The 20930-nt window shown below is 61.2% G+C and carries 21 protein-coding genes and 1 pseudogene; 11 read left to right on the top strand and 11 right to left on the bottom strand.

Features of this window, described 5'->3' with window-relative positions:
• Positions 1-43 precede the first annotated feature (43 nt).
• The 3 genes from OKB81_RS12110 to OKB81_RS12120 form a co-directional block, all read right to left on the bottom strand.
• Positions 44-532, bottom strand: coding sequence for a methylglyoxal synthase (locus OKB81_RS12110; RefSeq protein ID WP_270805262.1), 489 nt, complete (start codon positions 530-532; stop codon positions 44-46).
• A 250-nt stretch (positions 533-782) separates the two neighbouring features.
• Positions 783-1262, bottom strand: a complete 480-nt coding sequence (bfr, locus tag OKB81_RS12115; RefSeq protein ID WP_010675778.1) for a bacterioferritin — start codon at positions 1260-1262, stop codon at positions 783-785.
• A gap of 131 nt (positions 1263-1393) precedes the next feature.
• Complete coding sequence (locus tag OKB81_RS12120; RefSeq protein WP_039039715.1) at positions 1394-1600, bottom strand: bacterioferritin-associated ferredoxin; 207 nt, start codon at positions 1598-1600, stop codon at positions 1394-1396.
• A 138-nt stretch (positions 1601-1738) separates the two neighbouring features.
• On the opposite strand from OKB81_RS12120, the gene OKB81_RS12125 reads away from it, so the two are divergent.
• The 7 genes from OKB81_RS12125 to OKB81_RS12155 all read left to right on the top strand — a co-directional run bounded on the left by OKB81_RS12125 (position 1739) and on the right by OKB81_RS12155 (position 8899).
• Positions 1739-2053 (top strand): HlyU family transcriptional regulator, encoded by a 315-nt coding sequence (locus OKB81_RS12125; protein ID WP_041211748.1) that lies wholly within the window; start codon positions 1739-1741, stop codon positions 2051-2053.
• Positions 2050-4122: a tRNA(Met) cytidine acetyltransferase TmcA gene (locus OKB81_RS12130; protein WP_160836684.1), complete on the top strand. Its 2073-nt coding sequence runs from the start codon at positions 2050-2052 to the stop codon at positions 4120-4122. Before OKB81_RS12125 ends, OKB81_RS12130 begins: the two co-directional genes overlap by 4 nt.
• A 367-nt stretch (positions 4123-4489) precedes the next feature.
• On the top strand, positions 4490-5527 hold the full coding sequence (gene coxB / locus OKB81_RS12135) for a cytochrome c oxidase subunit II (RefSeq protein ID WP_270805263.1): 1038 nt from the start codon (positions 4490-4492) through the stop codon (positions 5525-5527).
• 103 nt (positions 5528-5630) lie between these two features.
• Positions 5631-7229, top strand: coding sequence for a cytochrome c oxidase subunit I (ctaD, locus tag OKB81_RS12140; RefSeq protein WP_069784288.1), 1599 nt, complete (start codon positions 5631-5633; stop codon positions 7227-7229).
• Between the two features lie 9 nt (positions 7230-7238).
• A complete protein-coding gene (locus OKB81_RS12145) occupies positions 7239-7799 on the top strand; it encodes a cytochrome c oxidase assembly protein (protein WP_109111755.1) in 561 nt (186 codons plus the stop codon).
• 2 nt (positions 7800-7801) lie between these two features.
• The gene (locus tag OKB81_RS12150; RefSeq protein WP_234888558.1) at positions 7802-8041 is read left to right on the top strand and encodes a hypothetical protein; all 240 of its coding nucleotides are present in this window, start codon (positions 7802-7804) and stop codon (positions 8039-8041) included.
• A 192-nt stretch (positions 8042-8233) separates the two neighbouring features.
• Positions 8234-8899: a cytochrome c oxidase subunit 3 gene (locus OKB81_RS12155; protein WP_234888557.1), complete on the top strand. Its 666-nt coding sequence runs from the start codon at positions 8234-8236 to the stop codon at positions 8897-8899.
• A gap of 8 nt (positions 8900-8907) precedes the next feature.
• Here the strand turns inward: OKB81_RS12155 and OKB81_RS12160 are convergent, their stop codons facing one another.
• Positions 8908-9114: a DUF2909 family protein gene (locus tag OKB81_RS12160; protein ID WP_109111756.1), complete on the bottom strand. Its 207-nt coding sequence runs from the start codon at positions 9112-9114 to the stop codon at positions 8908-8910.
• 18 nt (positions 9115-9132) lie between these two features.
• Between OKB81_RS12160 and OKB81_RS12165 the strand changes: the two genes are divergently transcribed.
• From OKB81_RS12165 to cyoE, 4 genes are read left to right on the top strand one after another with little or no spacing between them, the layout of a single operon-like run.
• Positions 9133-9858: an SURF1 family protein gene (locus OKB81_RS12165; RefSeq protein ID WP_234888556.1), complete on the top strand. Its 726-nt coding sequence runs from the start codon at positions 9133-9135 to the stop codon at positions 9856-9858.
• Positions 9855-10337 (top strand): hypothetical protein, encoded by a 483-nt coding sequence (locus tag OKB81_RS12170; RefSeq protein ID WP_134996931.1) that lies wholly within the window; start codon positions 9855-9857, stop codon positions 10335-10337. Before OKB81_RS12165 ends, OKB81_RS12170 begins: the two co-directional genes overlap by 4 nt.
• A 47-nt stretch (positions 10338-10384) precedes the next feature.
• Positions 10385-11395 (top strand): COX15/CtaA family protein, encoded by a 1011-nt coding sequence (locus tag OKB81_RS12175; protein WP_160836682.1) that lies wholly within the window; start codon positions 10385-10387, stop codon positions 11393-11395.
• On the top strand, positions 11392-12297 hold the full coding sequence (cyoE, locus tag OKB81_RS12180) for a heme o synthase (RefSeq protein WP_160836680.1): 906 nt from the start codon (positions 11392-11394) through the stop codon (positions 12295-12297). Before OKB81_RS12175 ends, cyoE begins: the two co-directional genes overlap by 4 nt.
• Positions 12298-12423: 126 nt before the next feature.
• Here cyoE and OKB81_RS12185 read toward each other — a convergent pair whose 3' ends face one another.
• The 7 genes and pseudogenes from OKB81_RS12185 to nhaC form a co-directional block, all read right to left on the bottom strand.
• Positions 12424-13854: a gamma-aminobutyraldehyde dehydrogenase gene (locus OKB81_RS12185; protein ID WP_270662579.1), complete on the bottom strand. Its 1431-nt coding sequence runs from the start codon at positions 13852-13854 to the stop codon at positions 12424-12426.
• 29 nt (positions 13855-13883) lie between these two features.
• The gene (locus tag OKB81_RS12190; protein WP_010675764.1) at positions 13884-14699 is read right to left on the bottom strand and encodes an ABC transporter permease; all 816 of its coding nucleotides are present in this window, start codon (positions 14697-14699) and stop codon (positions 13884-13886) included.
• Positions 14700-14706: 7 nt separating this feature from the next.
• The gene (locus OKB81_RS12195; RefSeq protein WP_160836676.1) at positions 14707-15675 is read right to left on the bottom strand and encodes an ABC transporter permease; all 969 of its coding nucleotides are present in this window, start codon (positions 15673-15675) and stop codon (positions 14707-14709) included.
• Complete coding sequence (locus tag OKB81_RS12200) at positions 15672-16685, bottom strand: ABC transporter ATP-binding protein (protein ID WP_160836674.1); 1014 nt, start codon at positions 16683-16685, stop codon at positions 15672-15674. The genes OKB81_RS12195 and OKB81_RS12200 overlap by 4 nt, the downstream gene beginning before the upstream one ends.
• Positions 16686-16853: 168 nt before the next feature.
• Positions 16854-17999 (bottom strand): ABC transporter substrate-binding protein, encoded by a 1146-nt coding sequence (locus tag OKB81_RS12205; RefSeq protein WP_039039701.1) that lies wholly within the window; start codon positions 17997-17999, stop codon positions 16854-16856.
• 196 nt (positions 18000-18195) lie between these two features.
• On the bottom strand, positions 18196-19119 hold the full coding sequence (locus OKB81_RS12210) for a LysR family transcriptional regulator (protein WP_160836672.1): 924 nt from the start codon (positions 19117-19119) through the stop codon (positions 18196-18198).
• Between the two features lie 105 nt (positions 19120-19224).
• Positions 19225-20634 (bottom strand): annotated as a pseudogene (nhaC, locus tag OKB81_RS12215) (Na+/H+ antiporter NhaC).
• Between the last annotated feature and the right edge of the window lie 296 nt (positions 20635-20930).

Below are 20930 nucleotides of genomic sequence, written 5' to 3' on the forward strand. Positions count from 1 at the left end.
GCGATTAAATCAGATCACAAACGAAGCCTTTTTTCTATCTATTTCAATTGGTTGTAGCTAAAGATCCTGTACATGATTCGGTTCTGGCCTTGAGGTAGCCGGCGTAGTCGGGCACCTGGACGCTGAATGCCTGCTGCATGTGCGGGCTGTCCATGATGAAGTCCGCCGTCGCCTCGTTGGTGGCGACCGGGATGTTCCAGACGGCCGCGAGGCGCAGCAGGGCCTTGACGTCAGGATCGTGGGCGGCGGGATTGAGGGGATCCCAGAAGAAGATCATCACGTCTATCTTCCCTTCGGCGATGAGGGCGCCGAGCTGCTGATCCCCTCCCATGGGGCCGGAGAAGAGGCAGGTAATGGGCAGCTGCGCCTTCTTGCCGAGCAGGGTGCCCGTGGTGCCGGTCGCATAGAGATGGTGGAGCTTGAGCTCCTCCTTGCGGCGCAGCACCCAGTTCAGCAGAGGGGCTTTCATGTTGTCGTGAGCCACCAGGGCAACCCGTTTGTGGGGCGCCATCTCGCGTGCAATCAGTTCCATGGAGGTCATCCGTAGCAAAATGATGGGAATGGGGTCGTATCCTAATCGAAAGCGGCGCCTGCCGCTGCCCCATGCATCGTAACTGTGATCCCGGAGGTGGTTCAATCCGGCGCCTGCCATCCTGCCATCCTCTGGCCTGCATTGTCAGCAGCCAGGTTGGCTACCGTATCGTTGGGCAAGATCTCTGCCGCTGTCGCCATGAAAAAACCCGCCTGGGCGGGTTGGGATTGTCTCTTGATGTCATCGCGATTCAGGATGACTCGGCATGGAGCTGGGATTGCTGGTAGTTTTCCAGACCGATACGGGCGATGAGATCGAGCTGGGTTTCCAGCCAGTCCACATGCTCCTCTTCATCTTCCAGGATCTCCTGGAACAGGTCGCGGCTGACGTAGTCCTGCACAGACTCGGCATAGGTGATGGCGACTTTCAGGTCGGGGATGGCGTCCATCTCCAGAGACAAGTCACAGCGCAACATCTCTTCCACCGTCTCACCGATGCGCAGCTTGCCCAGATCCTGCAAGTTGGGCAGCCCTTCCAGAAACAGCACCCGCTTGACCAGCTCGTCGGCATGTTTCATCTCATCGATGGATTCGTGATACTCCTTGTGCCCGAGCCCCTTGAGGCCCCAGTCATCATAGATGCGGGCATGCAGGAAGTATTGGTTGATGGCAACCAGCTCATTGGCCAGCACCTTGTTGAGGTGGGCAATGATTTTGGGATCTCCTTTCATCGACATTACTCCTCGTTTTCGAGCCTAGGCAACGATCACTAGAGCTTAGTCCAGAAACATGACCATAACGTGATGGGTAAAGTCGTCCCCTGGAGGGCAGAAGGAGAGATGAAGACGAGAAGTCGGCGGTTTTACGCCACTTCGTAATAGAGCGGTGCCTGCTCTGACTCCATCTTGTCGATTTCGGTAGCGATGATCTCCATCGCCATGCGCACACATTTACCACATTGAGTACCGACTTCCAGCGACTGTTTCAACTGTCGGAATTCAGTCTTGCCTGCCTGTACCGCCTTGCGGATCTGGTTATCTGTGATGCCGCGGCACAAACACACGTACATAATCTGGACCTCATGCTGGAATGAGATGAAATCTAAATGAGAATGGTTCGTAGTGCAAAGAACGAATGGTAATAAGATCCCGTGCTTGCCAGTGATTCCACCCTTGGGGAGAATGCCTGCATCAGAGAGGATGCGAACATGTTCAAAAAACTATTCAATGCCCTGTTCAAGGGAGAGATCGCCCAGAGCCCCGAGGTTGAGCCCATCGAATACATGGGCTATCTCATCTACCCCGAGCCCATGGCGGAAGGGGGGCAATACAGGCTGGCCGGTCGCATCACCAGGGAGATCGACGGGCAATTACAGACCCATCGCTTCATCCGCTCCGATCTCTTTGCCAACCCGGCGGATGCCGAGCGCTTCATGGTGCAAAAGGCCCATACCTTCATCGACCAGATGGGGGAGCGCATGTTTGAACCCCGCGTGAAGCCAGACGCCAGCCCAGCTCCATGATGTCAGCTGAGCTGCTCGCCTTGCGCCACGCTATCGCTCATGCCGGCGAGCGGCGTCTGATCTGGCTGGAAGGGGAGGAGGATGACTGCATCGTTCGTGCCGAATCCTTGCTGTGGGGAGAGGTGTTCTGGCTGGGGCAGGGTCCTGAGCGTCATGCTCCGCAGCCTGCCGCCAAGGCGCTTCAACGGCTCGGTCAGGAGTGCGACACCTTGGTATTCAATGCCTTCAGCGGTTTTCACCCCGATGCATTCGGTGCCTTGGCGGGGACATTGAGGGCTGGGGGGCTCTTGCTTCTGCTGACCCCGCCGCGGGAGGTATGGCCGACCTACCCAGACCCTGATCGTCAGAGGCTGGTCGCCCAGCCAGAGGAGGCCGATCGTGCCGGGCAGGGTTTCATCTCCCGTCTGGTACGGTTGCTGGCAGAAGATCCGGCGCGAGATCTGACGCCTGCCTCTTGTGATATTACCTGGCAGCCTCTCGACGGGAGCCGACCGCTGAGCGCGGATCAGGCCCGTGCGCTGCCCGCCATCCACAACGTGTTGCACGGCCATCGCCGCCGCCCCCTGGTGCTGAGCGCCGATCGCGGTCGTGGCAAGAGCGCCGTGCTGGGGCTGGCGAGCGCCGACTTGCTGAGTCGGGATCCGGCCTTGGCGATAGCGGTGACGGCCCCTTCCCACGCTACAGTGGCGACACTTTTTGCCCATGCAGAGCGCGCGCTGGGAGAGATGCCTGAGCGGCTGGCCGGTCTGAGCTATGTGTCCCCTGATCGGGTGGCTCAAGGAGATGTGCTGGCGGATCTGTTGCTGGTGGATGAGGCCGCCGCCATCCCGACCCCGCTGCTGGAAGCCATGCTGGCCCGTCACAGTCGCATTGTCTTCGCTACAACGGAGCACGGCTATGAGGGGACGGGGCGCGGCTTTCATCTGCGCTTCAAGAAGGTACTCGATGAGCAAACCCCGGATTGGCAGGAGCTGCACCTGGTGGAGCCCATTCGCTGGAGCCTGAGCGATCCGCTGGAGCCTCTGATCTTCCGGCTCCTTGGTCTGAATACCGACATATCGGCACCTCATCCCCCGACATCACCGACCTGGCGCCTGGTCGGACAAGATGAGCTGGCCCGTGATGACGCGCTGCTCAATCGGGTGTTCGGCCTGCTCGTACTGGCTCACTACCAGACCAGCCCCAGTGATCTGCGGTATTTGCTGGAGGGGCCGGATCTCGACATTCATCTGATGGAGCAGGGACAGGAGTTGCTCGGGGTGGCGCTGGTCGCGCGGGAGGGCAATATCCCCCCTGATCTGGCGCACGCGATCTGGGCCGGACGAAGGCGCCCTCGTGGACATCTGCTGCCCCAGTCGCTGCTGGCCCACGCCGGTTTCGTGACGGCGGGGGAGCGCTCTTATGCCAGGGTGATGCGCATCGCCATCCATCCTGCCCTTCATCGTCTCGGGCTGGGGTCTTGGTTGCTGGACAAGCTGGTATCACATTATCGGGTATTAGGGGTCGATTATCTGGGATCTGCCTTCTCCGCCAGTCCAGATCTGCTGCCATTCTGGCTCAAGGCGGGATTGAAGGTGCTGCGTCTTGGTCTGCAGCGCGATGCGGCCAGCGGCAGTCATGCAGCTTTGCTGCTGATGCCGTTGCAATCGGAATATCACGCCGAGCTGGCGCAATGGCGACAGCGTTTCATGAGCCAGTTGCCGGCCCTGCTGGCGGGTGAACTCAAGAGGCTGGATACCGAACTGGTCTGGCTATCCCTCAGAGGCGGACCTGTCACTCATGTGCCGGATCTGGATGAATTCGAGCATCGGGAACTCGATTGTTTTGCCCACCATCACAAGCCATTCGAATTGTGCCAGGCGACACTGCAACGCTGGCTGCTCCGGCGAGTGATGATGCTGGACGGGTTGAGTCAGGATGAACGACGGTTGCTGATCGCCACCATCTGGCAATATGCGTCCTGGTCCGAGCTGGCTGCCCGACAGGGTGTCGCGGGCAAACCCGCCCTGATAAAAGCATTGCGCTCCCTGCTGGCCAGACTGCTGGCTCAGCAAGCCCCAGCGGGCTGACCCCACCTCTGGCACGGCAGAAAACCACGGAGCCCAGGAGGAACCAATGGCCCCTCCCGGGTTCTGCACATCGATTCGACTCACCATGGCTGAAGCTCTCCCCGTTCAAGGCGCGGCCACCCCGGGACCCGTTTCTCCTTCTTCCCTGCTCGCGTTTTGCCCATTGCCACTGCTCTGATGAGCCTGGTCAGGGCTGTCTGCATTTTGGTTTTTTCTGAATATGGACTAATACTTGAATATGAAATGAATTTTAATAAATGCATTATTTTCAGATGGTTAGCGTTGGGCGTATTGAATGCAGGCCATCTTCTCCAACGTGCACAGGGAGTGCAATGTGAGAAACGATGCAGCTCAGGCAGGTGCCGGAATGATGATGTGGTTCATCAGCAGCAGCGCCTTTGCCAATGAGATCCGGTTCAACATGACGCGTGGGGCGACCGCCATCAGCCAGCAGGTCTATGACCTGCACATGACGATTTTCTATATCTGTTGCGTCATCGGTCTGCTCGTCTTCGGCATCATGTTCTGGTCCATCGTGCACCATCGAAAATCGCGCGGTGCCAAAGCCGCCCAGTTTCACGAAAGCACCCGCATCGAGTTGCTGTGGACGGCCATCCCCGTGTTGATACTGATCGCGATGGCGGCACCGGCAACCTCGACCCTGTTGAAGATGGAGGATACCTCCAAGGCCGATCTCACCGTCCTCGTCACGGGCTCGCAATGGAAATGGCATTACAAATACCTCGAGTATCCGGTGGCGTTTTATTCCCTGCTGGCGACCAGCAAACAGCAGATCTCCGGTGATGCCCCCAAGGGCGGCAATTATCTGCTGGAGGTGGATAACCCTCTGGTATTGCCGGTCGGCAAGAAGATCCGTTTCCTGATGACCTCGGACGATGTCATTCACTCCTGGTGGGTTCCCGCCTTCGCCGTGAAAAAAGATGCCAATCCTGGCTACATCAACGAGTCCTGGACCCGGATCGACAAGCCGGGCACCTATCGTGGGCAGTGCGCCGAGCTGTGCGGGAAAGATCACGGTTTCATGCCCGTGGTTGTGGTGGCCAAATCCGCAGAGGAGTTCGAGAAGTGGATTGCCAGAAAGGGAGACGAGCAGGCAACTGCCAAGGCACAGCAACAGGCGCAGGCAGCGGAGACCATGACGTTGCCACAAGCCATGGCGCAGGGGGAGAAAGTCTATCTGGGGCACTGTGCGGCCTGTCATCAGCCCGCGGGTACCGGATTGCCGGGCATCTTCCCGGCGCTCAATGGCAGCAAGGTGACCACACAGGCGGACCATCGGGCCCAGCATCTGGACATCGTCCTGCATGGCAAGAGCGGCACGGCGATGCAACCTTTTGGCAAACAGTTGACGGCGCAGGAACTTGGCCGCCGTCATCACCTATGAGCGCAATGCCTGGGATAACAAGACCGGTGACCTTGTGCAGCCAGCTGAGGTGCAGTCCCTTCTCAACCCGGCCAATCCGGACAAGGACAAGTGAGGCGTCGGCATGAGTGATGGAATCACGGATACCCCGCACAGCGAACATGTCCACCAGCCAGCGGCCGGTCTGAGGCGCTGGCTCTACACCACCAATCACAAGGACATCGGTACCCTGTATCTGTGCTTTGCTCTCACCATGTTCTTTACCGGTGGCGCCATGGCCATGGTGATCCGGGCAGAACTGTTCCAGCCCGGACTGCAACTGGTGGAACCCCTGTTTTTCAACCAGATGACCACGGTACACGGCCTTATCATGGTCTTTGGTGCCGTCATGCCCGCCTTCACCGGCCTCGCCAACTGGCTGATCCCCATCATGATTGGGGCCCCTGACATGGCGTTGCCCCGCATGAACAACTGGAGCTTCTGGATCCTGCCGTTTGCTTTCCTCATCCTCCTGTCGAGCCTGTTTATGGAGGGAGGCGGCCCCAGTTCTGGCTGGACCTTCTATGCCCCCCTGTCCACCCAGTACAGCGGCAACAGCACGGCCCTGTTCGTCTTTGCCATTCACATCATGGGGATCTCCTCCATCATGGGGGCCATCAACGTCATCGTGACCATCTTCAACCTGCGGGCGCCGGGCATGGGTTGGATGCAGATGCCGCTGTTTGTCTGGACCTGGCTCATCACGGCGTTTCTGCTCATCGCTGTCATGCCGGTGCTGGCGGCTGCGGTGACCATGGTGCTGACGGACAAGTATTTCGGGACCAGTTTCTTCGATGCGGCCGGTGGGGGGGATCCTGTCCTGTTTCAGCACATTTTCTGGTTCTTCGGGCACCCGGAAGTCTACATCATGATATTGCCGGCTTTCGGCATCGTCTCCAGCATCATTCCGACCTTCTCCCGCAAGAAGCTGTTCGGTTATCGCTCCATGGTCTATGCCACCAGCAGCATCGCCTTGCTCTCCTTCATGGTCTGGGCGCACCACATGTTCACCACCGGATTGCCCGTGGTGGCGGAGCTGTTCTTCATGTATACCACCATGCTGATCGCTGTGCCGACAGGGGTAAAGGTATTCAACTGGCTTGCCACCATGTGGCGTGGTTCTCTGACATTCGAGACCCCCATGCTGTTTGCCATCGCCTTCATCACCCTGTTCACCATTGGCGGTTTCTCCGGGCTGATGCTGGCCATGACGCCGGCTGATTTTCAGTATCACGACACCTATTTCGTAGTGGCCCATTTCCACTATGTGCTGGTGACCGGTGCCGTCTTCTCGATCCTGGCTGCGGCCTACTACTGGTTGCCGAAATGGACGGGGCACATGTATGACGAGCGGCTCGGCCAATGGCACTTCTGGTGTTCGCTCGTCTCGGTCAATGTGCTGTTTTTCCCCATGCATTTTGTCGGGCTGGCGGGCATGCCTCGCCGCATTCCCGATTACGCCCTGCAATTTGCGGACTTCAACATGCTGATCAGCCTGGGGGGCTTTGCCTTCGGCCTGTCCCAGCTGCTGTTTGTCTGGGGTGTGATCAAATGCATCAGAGGCGGAGCCAAGGCGAGCGATCGGGTATGGGAGGGGGCCGAGGGGCTGGAATGGACGCTCTCTTCTCCCCCTCCCTATCACAGTTTCCAGACTCCACCGGATATCCGGTCGGAAGAGCGTTAGGGAGGTCATATGACCCAGGTCAGTCATGCCCCCTTGCTCAGAAAACTGGCTCTGGTCGTGCTCGTCATGTTTGGTTTTGCCTTTGCGCTGGTGCCGCTTTATGACGTCTTCTGCCGGATCACCGGCCTCAATGGCAAGACGTCTGATCAAGCGGCCAGTACGGAGCGGGCGGTGATCGACAGCAAGCGGAGCATCCAGATCGAGTTTCTTGCTCATGCGGATACCCGGATGCCGTGGGAGTTCAGCGGTGAGACGGCTCGGCTGTCGGTGCGGCCGGGGGAGGTGAAGATGGTCAACTTTCGGGTGTTCAATCCCACGGAGCGGACCATGGTGGGTCAGGCGGTCCCGTCGGTCTCTCCCGGTCCCGCCGCAGCCTATCTGAAGAAAGTGGAGTGTTTCTGTTTCAATCGCCAGGAGCTGAGGGCAGGGCAGAGCAAGCTGATGCCGCTCAAGTTCTATATCGATCCGGCACTACCGGACAGCATCAATACCATCACGCTTTCCTACTCGCTCTATGACATCACGGAGTCCGTACCTGCACCGGCACCGGCACTCGCACAGAGGAAATGACCATGGCCAAGGTGAACCAGACCTATTATGTCCCGGACCAGAGTCGCTGGCCCATCATTGGTGCCATTGCACTGTTTTTCCTGGCGTTGGGGGCGGGGCATCTGGTCAATGAAGTGGCGAGTGGGCAGACCGGTTTCGGCCGGTATCTGATGATGGCCGGTGTCGCGCTGCTGGCATTCATGTTGTTTGGCTGGTTCCGTCACATCATCCGGGAGTCCATGACCGCAATGCTGTTCACTTAAGAGAATTTGAGTTCCAGTCCACGTAGTATCAGGGCTAAAAATGAGGGAGGCATGATGCCTCCCTCTTTCTATTGCAAGCCACGCTGGATAAAGGCTGAAGGAACATCGACTGGAAACAGCCTTGCTCCCCCAACTCAAGTCGCATTTATGAATAATTAGTCAAAAATGTGCTTATCTGAACAGCATTGGTCCATGACCGGACTTTACAGCGCCCAGATGGACAGATCCTTCAGGCAGGGCATGGTCTGGTTCATCTTCTCCGAAGTGATGTTCTTTCTGGCTTTTTTCGGAGTGCTGTTCTATGCCCGCCAGCTTGCGGTGCCCTGGCTGGATGGTGCGGGCCACAGGGTGATGACGGGCCAGCTGCTGTGGCCGGATTTCACCGCTCACTGGCCCCTGCTCAAGACGCCCGGCGGGGCCACGACCCAGGCCATGCCCTGGCAGGGGATCCCCCTTATCAATACCTTGATCCTGCTCGGATCCTCCGTGACCCTGCTGTTTGCACACATGAGTCTGGAAAACGGCAGACGGATGCGGCTCAAGGGGATGTTGCTGGCCACCGTGGTGCTCGGGCTGACATTCCTGTGGTTTCAAGGTTATGAGTATCTGCATGCCTATCGGGATCTCGGGCTGCGGCTGGATTCCGGCATCTATGGCAATACCTTCTTCATTCTGACCGGGTTCCATGGACTGCACGTGCTGCTGGGCACCCTTTTCCTGACCATCATCTGGCTGCGCATCATGTTGAGGGATCATTTCACCCCACAGCGTCATTTCGCTTTCCAGGCTGCGGCCTGGTATTGGCACTTCGTCGATGTGGTCTGGCTCTGTCTGTTCGTCTTTGTCTACCTGCTTTGATGCCGTGCTCAGTAGGGGCGCGGGTTGGGGTCCAGCCAGCCCATCGCGAGAGAGAGCAGCAGCATGATGACCACCAGCAGGGAGAAGAAGACGCGCCGGCCCAGAGGTACCGACATCTTTTGCGTATTGCCTGGACTGAGCATCAGCCAGAGGGCGTGAAACAGCTGGCCGATGATGAGCAGCAGCATGAGTACCAGAACGACCTTGATCAACATCTTGGGATCCTCCTCGATATGCGCGATTCGGCTGCACGAGACAAGCGACGACCATGGCATCACAGACGCTGGTTCGTCTTGTTGTTCACTCTGGTGGTGACGGCCGGTTTGTGCAAGCTGGCGTTCTGGCAGTGGCAGCGCGGAATGGAAAAAACGGCCTGGCTGGCGCAGATGGCAAAGATGCAGCAGGCCGGGCCAAGGACATTGGCCCAGACCGACTGGCAACACCCGGAGTCACTGGATGGCCAGCCTCTGCAAGGGAAAGCCGAGTGGGTCAGCCCTTATGTCTGGTTGCTGGACAACCAGATCGTCAACGGGGAGGTTGGCTATGACGTGCTCATCCCGGTACGCGCAGAGGGGGGATCCTCACTGTTGCTGGTCAACCTGGGATGGGTGCCCGCACCATCCGACAGGTCGCAATTGCCCAATCCCGCCATCCCCGCCGCAATGACCCTTGAAGGTGTTCTGCGCATGGCTCCCGGCGGCTTCCTGTTGGGACAGAACATAGAACCAGGCCCCTACCCGAACCGGCTGCAATCCATCAGGGTCGAGACCCTGCGACAGGCAATCGGAGCCCCGCTTGCAGACGCCGTGTTCTATCAAAGACGAACCCCATTCCTCTATCACTACCAGCACAATGTCATGCCTCCTGAAAAACACCGGGCCTATGCGGTGCAATGGCTCGGCTTGGCGCTGGTGGTTCTGTCAGGGGGGGTCATGCTGACAAGGAGGTGCTCCCCATGAGTGGATGGCGACGCTGGCGGGTGCCAGCGCTCTTTGCTGCGGTGATCCTGCTGCCTGTGGTGCTGGCGGCTCTGACTCTTCACCAGGGCTGGTATGAACCCGGCACGCGCAGCAAGGGGCACTGGCTGCACCAGGAGATCTACCTGTTGCAACCGCTTCCTGCCCATCAGCACCAATGGCGACTGGTCTATCTGGTGGCCCCTCGCTGCGAGGGACAATGCCGGCAGGTCCCTGTGCTGATGGCGCGCATCCAGGCCGCACTTGGCCGCAACCTGGACAAGCTGGAGCTGGTCCAGTTGACGCCACCTCACGAGACAAACAGTGAAATGAGGGAGGGGGATATACTGCTGGTGGACGACCGCGGGCTGGTCATCTTGCGTTACGAGGTGCCCGGCAGCACGACGACCTGGCCGTTGCTTGGCAAGGCGGTACTGTCGGATCTGCAGCAACTGCTCAAGTATCAGCGTGGGGTGCAGTGACGATGCAGCCGACATGGGACGCTACAGCACGGTCAACGAGGCGGCATATGAAGATGCACAAGAGGCTGGCCTCCGTGGCCATTGCGCTGGCCGTTCTTGTCATCGCGCTCGGTGCTTATACCCGGTTGACGGATGCCGGGCTGGCCTGCCCCGATTGGCCAGGTTGCTATGGTTCTCTGGCCATTCCCCGCGCCGAGTATGCGGAACTGGCGGCACAGCGCTATCCGGCCAGCCCGCTTGTTCCTCACAAGGCGCGCAGCGAGATGGTGCATCGCTACTTGGCCGGGGTGCTGGGAGGCGTGATTGTGCTCCTGTCCGGCTTGGGCTGGCGTACAGGCGGCCGACTGCGCCACCTCTCGCTCATCTTGCTGGTGCTGGTTGCGGGTCAGGCGGCACTGGGTATGTGGACGGTGACCCTGGCCCTGCATCCCCTGGTGGTGACCACTCATCTGCTGGGCGGCTTCGCCATCCTGACCTTGCTATGGCTCTATCGGGCCGAATTGGCAGGTTTCCCTTCACCCCCGCCCGTACACCAGGGCGTTTCCTGGCTTGGCAGCATGGCCTGTGGCGTGTTGCTGCTGCAGATCGCGCTGGGGGGCTGGACGTCGGCGAACTATGCGGCCATGGCGTGTGTGGAGTTTCCCTTGTGCCAGGGCAACTGGCAGGCAGAGCTGAATTGGGCGCAAGCCTTTCATCTCCCTCTGGGGCACGCCAGCTATGAGTTCGGCGTGCTGGGCAAGGAGGCGCGCCAGACCATTCACATCGCCCATCGCCTGGGAGCGCTGACCACGGCCTTGCTGGTGGGTGCTTTCGCCCTCGCGCTGCTCTGCCAGCGGCCCCCCTTGAGAGGGTTTGGCTGGTTGTTGCTGGGTCTGCTGACCGTGCAGATTGCCTTGGGATTGGCGAACGTCCATCTGGCCCTGCCGCTGGCCAACGCCCTTGCACACAATCTGGTGGCCGCCCACCTGCTGGCCTGTTGTGTGCTGGCGCGCGGGAGCCTCTCTTTGCCTCATCACGACCCCTTGCCATCCCCTGGGATGGTCAGGAGCCGGACATGAATGGGAGAGGGCGGGTACAGCGCTTCGCCCTCCGCCGGGTGCACGATTATTGTCAGTTGACCAAACCAAAGGTGGTCGCCCTGCTGCTCCTGACCGCCTGGGTGGGCATGCTGCTGGCCGAGCCGACACGCGCCTCTCTGGACGAGATGATACTGGGCCTGGCGGGGATTGGGCTGCTCGCTGCCGGGGCGGCGGCCATGAACCATTCTCTGGAGTACGGCATTGATGCCCGGATGCGCAGAACGCGCTGGCGCCCGGTCGCCACGGGACGGATCACGCCGGGGCAGGCGATGAATTTTGCGATCTGTCTGGCACTGTCGGGGTTTGTTTTGCTCCATTGGGGCGTGAATCCCCTGACTGCCTGGCTAACCCTGGCCAGCCTGTTCGGCTATGCGGTCGTCTATACCCTGCTGCTGAAGCGGGCCACATCGCAGAATATCGTCATCGGTGGATTGGCGGGAGCCATGCCACCGCTCTTGGGCTGGACCAGCATCACGGGGCAGCTTTCGGCCGAGCCCTGGCTGCTGGTGATGATCATTTTTACCTGGACGCCGCCCCATTTCTGGTCTTTGGCCATCCACCGGCGCGATGACTATGCCGGTGCCGACATTCCCATGCTGCCGGTCACCCACGGCACCGATTTCACCAAGACCGCCATCCTGCTCTATCTGCTGATCCTGACGCTCGTCTGTCTGCTGCCCTATCTGATCGGCATGTCGGGGCTTGTCTACCTGGTCGGCAGCCTTGGGTTGAACCTCGGATTCTGCTGGCATGGTTGGCTGTTGAAGTACGGGGATCGGCCCGGCCAGGCGATGCGCACCTTCCGTTTCTCCATCTATCACCTGATGCTGCTGTTTGGTCTGCTTATTCTGGATCACCACTGGCTGTGGCGGTTGTCATGATGTTGATGCGGGTCGCGGTCGGGTGAATGATGACGCTGCGTTGGTGCACTGCAGGGATGCACAGACCTGATGCAAAAAAAGATGGCCCCAAGGGGCCATCTTTTTTTCAGGGAGACGGAGTGGAGCCTAGAGCTTGACCATGATATGGCGCGGTACCGTGTAGTCCTCCAGCGCGTAGAGGGAGAGATCCTTGCCGTAGCCGGACATCTTCATGCCGCCGTGGGGCATCTCGGAGGTGAGCATGAAGTGGGTGTTGATCCAGGTGCAGCCGTACTGCAGGTGGCTGGCCACCTTGCTGGCAAGGCCCAGATCCCGGGTCCAGACCGAGCTGGCGAGGCCGTAGTCCGAGTCGTTGGCCCACTGCACCACCTGCTCGGCGTCGCCAAAGCGGGTCACCGACACCACCGGGCCGAATACCTCCCGGCGCACGATTTCATCCTCCTGGCGGGCATGGGCGATCAGGGTCGGCTCGAAGAAGAAGCCGTTGCCTGGGCGGATCTTGCCCCCCGCCGTCACCTCCACGTGACCGCTGCTCTGGGCCCGTTCCACGAAGCTGGCCACCCGGTTGCGCAGCCGGTCCGAGATGAGCGGCCCCATCTCCACCCCCTCCTCGCGCGGACCGCCCACCTTGATGGAGGCGACCGCCTCAGTCATGGCGGCGACGAACTTGTCGTAGATCTTGCCCTGGGCATAGATGCGGCAAGCGGCTGTGCAATCCTGGCCGGCGTTGTAGAAGCCGAAGGTGCGAATGCCGGCCACCACGGCCTCCAGGTCCGCATCGTCAAAGATGATGACCGGCGCCTTGCCGCCAAGCTCCAGATGGGTGCGCTTCATGGTGCGGGCGGCGCTCTGCAGGATCTTCTGGCCAGTGGCGATGTCACCGGTGAGCGACACCATGCGCACCAGCGGGTGCTCCACCAGCGGTGCCCCCACGCTCTCGCCCCGGCCGCAGACGATGTTGATGACGCCGCGCGGGAACAGCTCGCTGGCGAGCTCCGCCAGGCGCAGGGCGGTGAGCGGGGTCTGCTCGGAGGGCTTGAGCACCACCGTATTGCCGGCGGCGAGCACTGGGGCCATCTTCCAAGCCGCCATCATCAGCGGATAGTTCCAGGGGGCGATACTGCCCACCACCCCGATGGGGTCGCGGCGGATCATGCTGGTGTGCCCCTCGATGTACTCCCCCGCCAGTGGCCCCTGCAGGCAGCGGGCGGCGCCGGCGAAGAAACGGAAGCAGTCCACCACTGCGGGCAGCTCGTCATTGAGCACCGCCAGATAGGGCTTGCCGCAGTTGAGGGATTCGAGCGCTGCAAACTCCTCGGCGTGGCGTTCGATGGCATCGGCCAGGCGCAGCAGCAGGGTGCTGCGTTGGGCCGGGGTGGTGCGGCTCCACTGGGCGAAGGCGCGTTGGGCGCCGTTCACCGCCCGGTTCACCTGTTCGAACGAGGCTTCGGGCACCGAGGCGAGCAGCTCGCCGGTGGCCGGGTTGAGGATGGGCTCGGCCTGGCCGTCACCGGTGACGAACTGACCGTCGATCAAGAGTTGGGTAGAGAGTTTCATGGTTGCATCCTTGCGCACGCGTTGAGTCGTTATTTGCCACTGCCGGCGACGTCCTGGCCGTCGCGGGTGAGGTAGTAGGCAAGCAGAATGGGAATGGTGGTGAAGGCCACTATGATGAGCGCCACCACGTTAGTGACCGGCCTGTCCCGTGGCCGGATCAGCTCCTGATACATCCAGATCGGCAGCGTGGTCTGCTGGCCAGCGGTGAAGGTGGTGACGATCACCTCGTCAAAGCTGAGGGCAAACGCCAGCATGCCCCCCGCCAGCAGCGCCGTGGCGAGGTTGGGCAGGATCACGTAGCGCAGGGTCTGGAAGCCGTCGGCACCGAGATCCATCGACGCCTCGATGAGGCTCTGGTTGGTGCGGCGAAAGCGCGCCAGGGCATTGTTGTAGACCACCACCACGCAGAAGGTGGCGTGACCTATGACGATGGTCCAGAAGCTGAAGGGGATCTCCATCACCCCGTAGGCGGAGCGCAGCGCGATACCGGTGACGATGCCAGGCAGGGCGATGGGCAGCACCAGCAACAGCGACACCACCTCCTGACCGAAGAAGCGGCTGCGGGCGATGGCCCCCGCCGCCAGGGTGCCGAGCACCATGGCGGCCAGCGTCGCCAGCCCCGCTACCTCCAGCGACAGCTGGATGGCGCGCCACACGTCGGGGCGGTTGAGGGTCACCTCGAACCACTTGAGGGTGAGCCCGGGCGGCGGGAACTGGTAGCTCTTGCTCTCGCTGGTGAAGGCATAGAGGAAGATGAACAGGATCGGAAAGTGCAGGAACAGGAGACCGCCGATGGCCGCGTACTTGAGCAGGCCGGAGGGCTGGCTGCTATGGTCCCGCTTCATGGAAGTATTAGAGCGCATCGAAGGCCCCCAAGCGTTTCGCGATGGTCAGGTAGATGGCGATGATGAGGATCGGCACCAGCGAGAAGGCGGCAGCGAAGGGCAGGTTGCCCGCCGTGCCCTGTTGCATGTAGACCACCTGACCTATGTACATGGTTGAGTTGCCTATGATGCCGGGGATGATGTAGTCCCCCAGCGTCAGGGAGAAGGTGAAGATGGAGCCCGCCACCACGCCGGGCAGGGCCAGCGGCAGGATCAGGGTACGAAAGGTCTGGGCCGGGGTGGCGCCGAGATCGCCGCTCGCTTCCAGCAGGGAGCGCGGGATCCGCTCCACCGCCGCCTGGATGGGCAGGATCATGAAAGGCAGCCAGACGTAGACGAACACGATGAAGGTGCCGATGCGCGAGAACGACAGCGACGGCCCGCCGATCACCGGCAGCGAGAGGATGGCGTCCAGCAGCCAGTCCAGTCCCAGAGTATCTACCAGCCAGCTGATGACCCCCTCCTTGGCCAGGATCAGCTTCCAGGCGTAGACCCGCACCAGATAGCTGGACCAGAGCGGCAGCATGATGCCGACGTAGAACAGGGCCCGGGTCTTGCCGCTGGTGTAGCGCGCCATGTAGTAGGCCACCGGAAAGCCGAGCAGGGCGCAGGCCAGAGTCACTAGCAGCGACATGCCGACGGTGCGCAGGATCACGTCCAGATTCTCCGCCCGCAGCAGGGCGACGAAGTTCTGTAGGCCCAGTTCGTGGCGGATCTGGCCGCTGAACTCGTCCAGCCCGAAGAAGGCGTTGGAGAGCAGCATCAGCAGGGAGCCGACATAGATGATGCCAAGCCAGAGCAGCGGCGGCCCGAGCAGGACGGCCAGCAACAGACCCGGCCGCCCGTAGAGCAGGGTGGAAAGGCGCCGCAGCGGCCGATAGGAGAGGGGGGCAGTGGGTTGGCTCATGGCAAGGCTCGCACTGTGGGGGGCGCTCATGGTTGAGCTCTCTGAGGGGCGGTGTGCAGGTGATGGATCGCCTGCTCCGGCCAGCTGAGGCTGACCCGGGCGCCACGGGGCAGGCGGGCCTGGCCCTCGTTGGGGTGGTTGACGATAAGCTCGAGCTGCTCGCCGAGATCGACCCGGTAGCGCACGAAGGGGCCGAGATACTCCACCTCGCGCACTTCCCCGGACCAGCCCGGTGTGCCGGCCTCGGTGAGCCGGATCCGCTCCGGGCGCACCATCATCTGGTGAGCATCGCCGCACAGACGGCGGGCCTGCTCCCCCTCGAACAGGTTGACGGTGCCGATGAAGCGAGCGACGAAGGGCGTGGCGGGGGCGTCGTAGATGGTATCCGGCGCGGCGATCTGCTCGATCTTGCCTTGATTGAAGATGCAGATCCGGTCGCTCATGGAGAGCGCCTCCTGCTGATCGTGGGTGACGAAGATGAAGGTGATGCCGAGCTGGCGCTGCAAGGCTTTCAGTTCGAGCTGCATCTGCTCGCGCAGCTTGAGGTCGAGCGCCCCGAGCGGTTCGTCCAGCAGCAGGATGCGCGGCTGGTTGATCAGTGCCCGGGCGATGGCGATGCGTTGGCGCTGGCCGCCGGAGAGCTGGCCCGGCTTGCGGTTGCCGACTCCGGGCAGACGCACCAGCTCCAGCATCTCGTCCACCTTGCGGTAACGCTCCGCCTTGGCGACGCCCTTGAGCATCAGGCCATAGCCGATGTTGTCGCGCACATCCATGTTGGGAAACAGGGCGTAGTCCTGAAACACGGTATTGAGGTTGCGATCGTAGGGGGGCACGGTGGAGCAGGGCTCGCCGAACAGCCGGATCTCCCCCTCGCTCGGGTATTCGAAGCCCGCAATCATCCGCAGGCAGGTGGTCTTGCCGGAACAGCTCGGCCCCAGCAGGGTGAAAAATTCTCCGGACGGGATCTGGAAGGAGATGTCGTCGACCGCCTTCACCTCGCCATAGTGGCGGCTGACCCGGTCAAATTGTACGGCATTCATGGGGCGTCCTTGTCTGTGTGGGAAGCGGGCCGGACTCCTGTCCGGCCCCATATCGGCATTTACTGAGGCACCTCAGCGACCACCCAGGATGGCGATATAGTCCGAGACCCAGCGGTAGTAGGGCACGCAGGTTCCCTGCCGCTGGGATATGGCCTTGTTCTACCAGCATCAGCGGCCACCCAGAATAGCGATATAGTCCGAGACCCAGCGGTAATACGGCACGCAGGTTCCCTGGCTCTTGCACTGGGAGACAGGGGTACGCCAGAAGTGAACCCGATCGAAGTTGTCGATGCCGTTGGTCTTGCACCCCTCTTTCCCGAGCAGGGCATTGCCCTCGCAGGCGGCCGGCACCACGGGCACGGAGCCGAACCAGGAGGCGAGATCCCCCTGCAGCTTGTTGTTGAGGGAGTGCTCCAGCCATTTGTAGGCACAGGTGAGGTTCTTGGCCTCGCTGTGCACCATGCTGGTGTCGGCCCAGCCGGTGACCCCTTCCTTGGGCACGGTAGTGGCGATGGGCTGCTTGTCGGCTATCAGGGTATTGGCCTGGAAGGGCCAGGAGCCAGAGGCCACTACCCCCTCGTTCTTGAAGTCGTCGATCTGGACGAAGGCATCGTGCCAGTAGCGTCCCACCAGCTTGCGCTGCTGGCGCAGGAGGTCGAGGGCGGCCTTGTACTGATCCTCGTTCAGCTCATAGGGATCCTTGATGCCGAGCGCGGGCTGGTGGCTCATCAGATAGAGGGCGGCATCGGCGATGTGGATGGGGCCGTCAAATGCCTGCACCCGACCCTTGTTGGACTTGCCGTCCGGCAGGGTCTGCTCCTCGAACACCACGTTCCAGGAGTCGGGCGCCTTGGGGAACACCTTGGTGTTGTACATCAAGATGTTGCCGCCCCACTGGTAGGGCACGCCATAGTGCTTGCCGTCCACCGTGTGCCAGGGGGCATTCTGCAGGCGGGGGTCTATCTTGCCGTAGCTCGGGATGAGCGCCAGGTTGAGTGCCTGCACCTTGCCGCCGGCGATGAGGCGCAGGCTGGCGTCGCCGGAGGCGGTCACCAGATCGAAGCCCCCCTCGTTCATCAGCGCCACCATCTCGTCCGAGGTGGCGGCCGTCTTGACGTTGACCTTGCAGCCGGTCTCTTTCTCGAAGCCGGTGACCCAGTCGTAGTTCTTGTCGGTCTCGCCGCGCTCCACGTAGCCGGCCCAGGCCACGATGTTGAGCTGGCCTTCACCCTTGCCGAGGGTGGTGGGGGCAGCCTGGACCTGGCTTGCCAGCAGCGCCGGGATCAGGGCCAGGGTCAGAGGGGTCAATTTCATCTTGCTCTCCTTGCATGATTGGCAACCGTGGCGGCGCCACAGTAGGCATTAACATCCTGTTAACCAGCCATGAGCGTAGGAGAAGCCGGGAGCAATGAGAATTTCAATTTTTAACGGCGTGGGTATCTGTAAAATCGATATCGAGTGCGGATGAATCTGATTTTTTTGCCGGAGTCACGGCTGTTCAGGCTCAGTCCTAGCGGGGGAGGTGCTGGCGGGCCCGTAGCCGGCTCTGATCTCTGGCGATGTCGATGAACTCGCGTGCGGCCCAGTCAAGGCGCGAGCCGCGCCGCCACACCAGACCGATGTCGATGGCGGGGATGGGCTCCTTGATGGCGCGGGCCTCGACCCGCTCTTGCTCCAGCGACCAGGGGCGGTAGGCAAAGTCCGGCAGCAGGGCGAGCCCGAGCTGGCTCGCCACCAGGCTGCGCACCGCTTCTACCGAGGCGGTCCGCAGCACGATGCGCGGCGCGATGCCGTAGCGGCGCAGGCCGCCGCCGATGATCTGGTCAAGCTGGTCGGCGGTCAGCGAGATCATGGGCTCCTCGCCGAGCGCCTTGAGGGAGAGGGTAGACTCGGCGCAGAGCGGGTGGTTGGCGGCGAGCCAGACCCGCAGCGGCGAGCGGGTCAGCAGCTCGGTATCGAACGCTTCCTGGCGGATGGTGCGGTTGGTCATCAGGATCCCCACATCCACCTCACCGTTGACGATCTGGTGCTCGAGATAGGGTTGCTCATCCTCCTTCACCTCGATCTGCACCGCCGGGAAGGCGCGGCGAAAGCGGCCGAGGGCCTCCGAGAGGTAGTAGCCTGCCACCAGCGTGGTTACGCCTATGGTAAGCCGCCCCTGATCCTGCTGGGCCACCGCCTTGAGGGACTGGCCGGCTTCGGTCATGGCGCTTAGGATGCGACGGGCGTGCAGCAGAAACTGGTGGCCCTGGGTGGTGAGGCTGACCCCGCGCGGATTGCGCTCGAACAGGGCGGCGCCGAGCTCGGTCTCCAGCTCGCGGATGGCGCTGGTGACCGCCGACTGGGAGATGTGCAGCTCGGCGGCGGCGCGGCTCACCGAGAAGCTGTCGGCCACCGCCACGAAATAGCGGATCTGGCGAAAGGTGACGTTCATCTGGGCGTCCTGCCACGTGCGATCAAGGTGAGTGCCAGCTTAACCTCGAATCATACCCAGACAAAAGGCGCCGTGATGGCGCCTTTGTCGTTGTTTTTACGGAAATTAGCGGGCTGTCACCGCCTCTGTGACCGGTACACGGTTCACTCCCTTGCCCAGATAGGCGAGGGTGATGGTCACAATGATGCAGGTGAAGCTGAGCCACATGTAGGGCAGGTAGTCGAGGGTCGCAACCCCGAGGACCCCGGCCATGAAGATGCCGTTGTCGCTCCAGGGCACCATGCCGCAGGTGAGGGTGCCGCCAAACTCGGCGTTGCGAGAGAGGTTCTTGCGCGCAAGCCCCAGCCGGTCGTAGTTCTTGGCCATGATCTTGGGGGTCAGGATCAGCGATACATACATGGCGGAACCGAACACGTTGGCCAGGAAGGCGGTGCCTATGGTGTGGCTGGTCAGGCTGCCGGCGCTGTTGATGCGCTTCTCGAAGGCGCTGGCGATCACTTCCAGGATGCCGACCTTCTACAGCAGACCGCCGAAGCCCAAGCCGAAGATGATGACGGCCACTGAGCCCAGCATGGACTCCATACCGCCACGGCCCAGGATGTTGTCGATGAAATCGACGCCTGAGGTGATGGCAAAGGGGCTGTAGGCGGAGTGCATCGCCTTCACCGGATCCATGTCCTGGAAGACGATGGCCCAGACAAGACCCAGCAAGGCACCGAAGCTGATCACCGGGAAGGCGGGTTTGCGGTTGGCCAACAGGCCCAGCACCAGCACCACGGGCACTATGGCCATGGGGGTGATGTTGAACTGCTTGTCGAGGGCGTCCATCACCAGATTGACCTGCTCCAGGCTGACGTTGCCGGAGTACTGCATGCCGACCACGGTGAACAGGGCGGCGGTGATGACGTAGGAGAACAGACTGATGGGCAGCATCCCCTTGATGTGTTCCATCACGTCGACGTTGGACATGGTCGAGGCCAGCACCACGGAGTCGGAGAGCGGGGAGAGCTTGTCACCGAAGTAGACTCCGGAGAGCACGGCACCGGCTACCAGCGGCGCGGGTACCCCCAGGCTGTGGCCTATGCCCATCATGGCGATGCCTGCGGTGGCCGCCGAGCCCCAGGAGGTGCCGGTGGCCAGCGAGGTGAGAGAGCAGATGATCAGGGTCGCCAGCAGGAAGATGGAGGGGTGTATCACCTTGAGGCCGAAGTAGATGATGCTGGGGACGATGCCGCCGGCAATCCAGGTGCCCACCAGGGCACCGACGGAGATCAGTATCAGGATGGCCCCCATCCCCTTGGCGACGCCGTCGACTGCCGCCTGCTCCAGGGATTTGTAATCGTGGCCGAGCTTGATGCCGAGTCCCATGATGACGAACCAGGCGATGAACAGTGCCAGCTGGATTGGCAGATCCAGCACGCTGGTGAAGGAGAAGGCCAGGGCCAGGAAAATGGCCAGGCAGGCAAATACTTGCGACATGCCCGGCAATCGGATGTGGTGTTGTTGGTTTTGCATAGATACTTCCTAAACTCTTGCTCGCCAAGGTCAGTCCCTCTCGTCCTGTGGATACACGTATCCCGAGGGGCCCACCCAAAAAGAGGCCGCAATCTACCACAAACCTGGGGGGGCAAATCCCAACTGATTTAGCAAAAATGCAGTTTTGATTGAAAAACTTACAAATTAGTTGATCTCATAACCCGTTTTTGAGTGCTCTGTTTGCCCCGATGGGACATTTGCATATTCCGGCCGATCATGAACACCGATTCCGGTTCAACGTGAACACCATTTCCGGACCAATGTGAACGCTCATT

This window comes from Aeromonas sp. QDB56, assembly GCF_027705505.1.
Classification (GTDB): Bacteria; Pseudomonadota; Gammaproteobacteria; order Enterobacterales; family Aeromonadaceae; genus Aeromonas; species Aeromonas caviae.

Excerpts from the sequence above, each read along its gene's own strand:
- OKB81_RS12175 (WP_160836682.1), top strand. The coding sequence starts at position 10,385 with ATGAAGATGCACAAGAGGCTGGCCTCCGTGGCCATTGCGCTGGCCGTT.
- OKB81_RS12120 (WP_039039715.1), bottom strand. The coding sequence starts at position 1,600 with ATGTACGTGTGTTTGTGCCGCGGCATCACAGATAACCAGATCCGCAAG.
- OKB81_RS12145 (WP_109111755.1), top strand. The coding sequence starts at position 7,239 with ATGACCCAGGTCAGTCATGCCCCCTTGCTCAGAAAACTGGCTCTGGTC.
- OKB81_RS12130 (WP_160836684.1), top strand. The coding sequence starts at position 2,050 with ATGATGTCAGCTGAGCTGCTCGCCTTGCGCCACGCTATCGCTCATGCC.
- OKB81_RS12170 (WP_134996931.1), top strand. The coding sequence starts at position 9,855 with ATGAGTGGATGGCGACGCTGGCGGGTGCCAGCGCTCTTTGCTGCGGTG.
- OKB81_RS12165 (WP_234888556.1), top strand. The coding sequence starts at position 9,133 with ATGCGCGATTCGGCTGCACGAGACAAGCGACGACCATGGCATCACAGA.
- OKB81_RS12210 (WP_160836672.1), bottom strand. The coding sequence starts at position 19,119 with ATGAACGTCACCTTTCGCCAGATCCGCTATTTCGTGGCGGTGGCCGAC.
- OKB81_RS12110 (WP_270805262.1), bottom strand. The coding sequence starts at position 532 with ATGGAACTGATTGCACGCGAGATGGCGCCCCACAAACGGGTTGCCCTG.
- OKB81_RS12155 (WP_234888557.1), top strand. The coding sequence starts at position 8,234 with ATGACCGGACTTTACAGCGCCCAGATGGACAGATCCTTCAGGCAGGGC.
- OKB81_RS12185 (WP_270662579.1), bottom strand. The coding sequence starts at position 13,854 with ATGAAACTCTCTACCCAACTCTTGATCGACGGTCAGTTCGTCACCGGT.
- cyoE (WP_160836680.1), top strand. The coding sequence starts at position 11,392 with ATGAATGGGAGAGGGCGGGTACAGCGCTTCGCCCTCCGCCGGGTGCAC.
- coxB (WP_270805263.1), top strand. The coding sequence starts at position 4,490 with ATGATGATGTGGTTCATCAGCAGCAGCGCCTTTGCCAATGAGATCCGG.
- OKB81_RS12125 (WP_041211748.1), top strand. The coding sequence starts at position 1,739 with ATGTTCAAAAAACTATTCAATGCCCTGTTCAAGGGAGAGATCGCCCAG.
- OKB81_RS12200 (WP_160836674.1), bottom strand. The coding sequence starts at position 16,685 with ATGAATGCCGTACAATTTGACCGGGTCAGCCGCCACTATGGCGAGGTG.
- OKB81_RS12190 (WP_010675764.1), bottom strand. The coding sequence starts at position 14,699 with ATGAAGCGGGACCATAGCAGCCAGCCCTCCGGCCTGCTCAAGTACGCG.
- OKB81_RS12205 (WP_039039701.1), bottom strand. The coding sequence starts at position 17,999 with ATGAAATTGACCCCTCTGACCCTGGCCCTGATCCCGGCGCTGCTGGCA.
- ctaD (WP_069784288.1), top strand. The coding sequence starts at position 5,631 with ATGAGTGATGGAATCACGGATACCCCGCACAGCGAACATGTCCACCAG.
- OKB81_RS12150 (WP_234888558.1), top strand. The coding sequence starts at position 7,802 with ATGGCCAAGGTGAACCAGACCTATTATGTCCCGGACCAGAGTCGCTGG.
- bfr (WP_010675778.1), bottom strand. The coding sequence starts at position 1,262 with ATGAAAGGAGATCCCAAAATCATTGCCCACCTCAACAAGGTGCTGGCC.
- OKB81_RS12195 (WP_160836676.1), bottom strand. The coding sequence starts at position 15,675 with ATGAGCGCCCCCCACAGTGCGAGCCTTGCCATGAGCCAACCCACTGCC.
- OKB81_RS12160 (WP_109111756.1), bottom strand. The coding sequence starts at position 9,114 with ATGTTGATCAAGGTCGTTCTGGTACTCATGCTGCTGCTCATCATCGGC.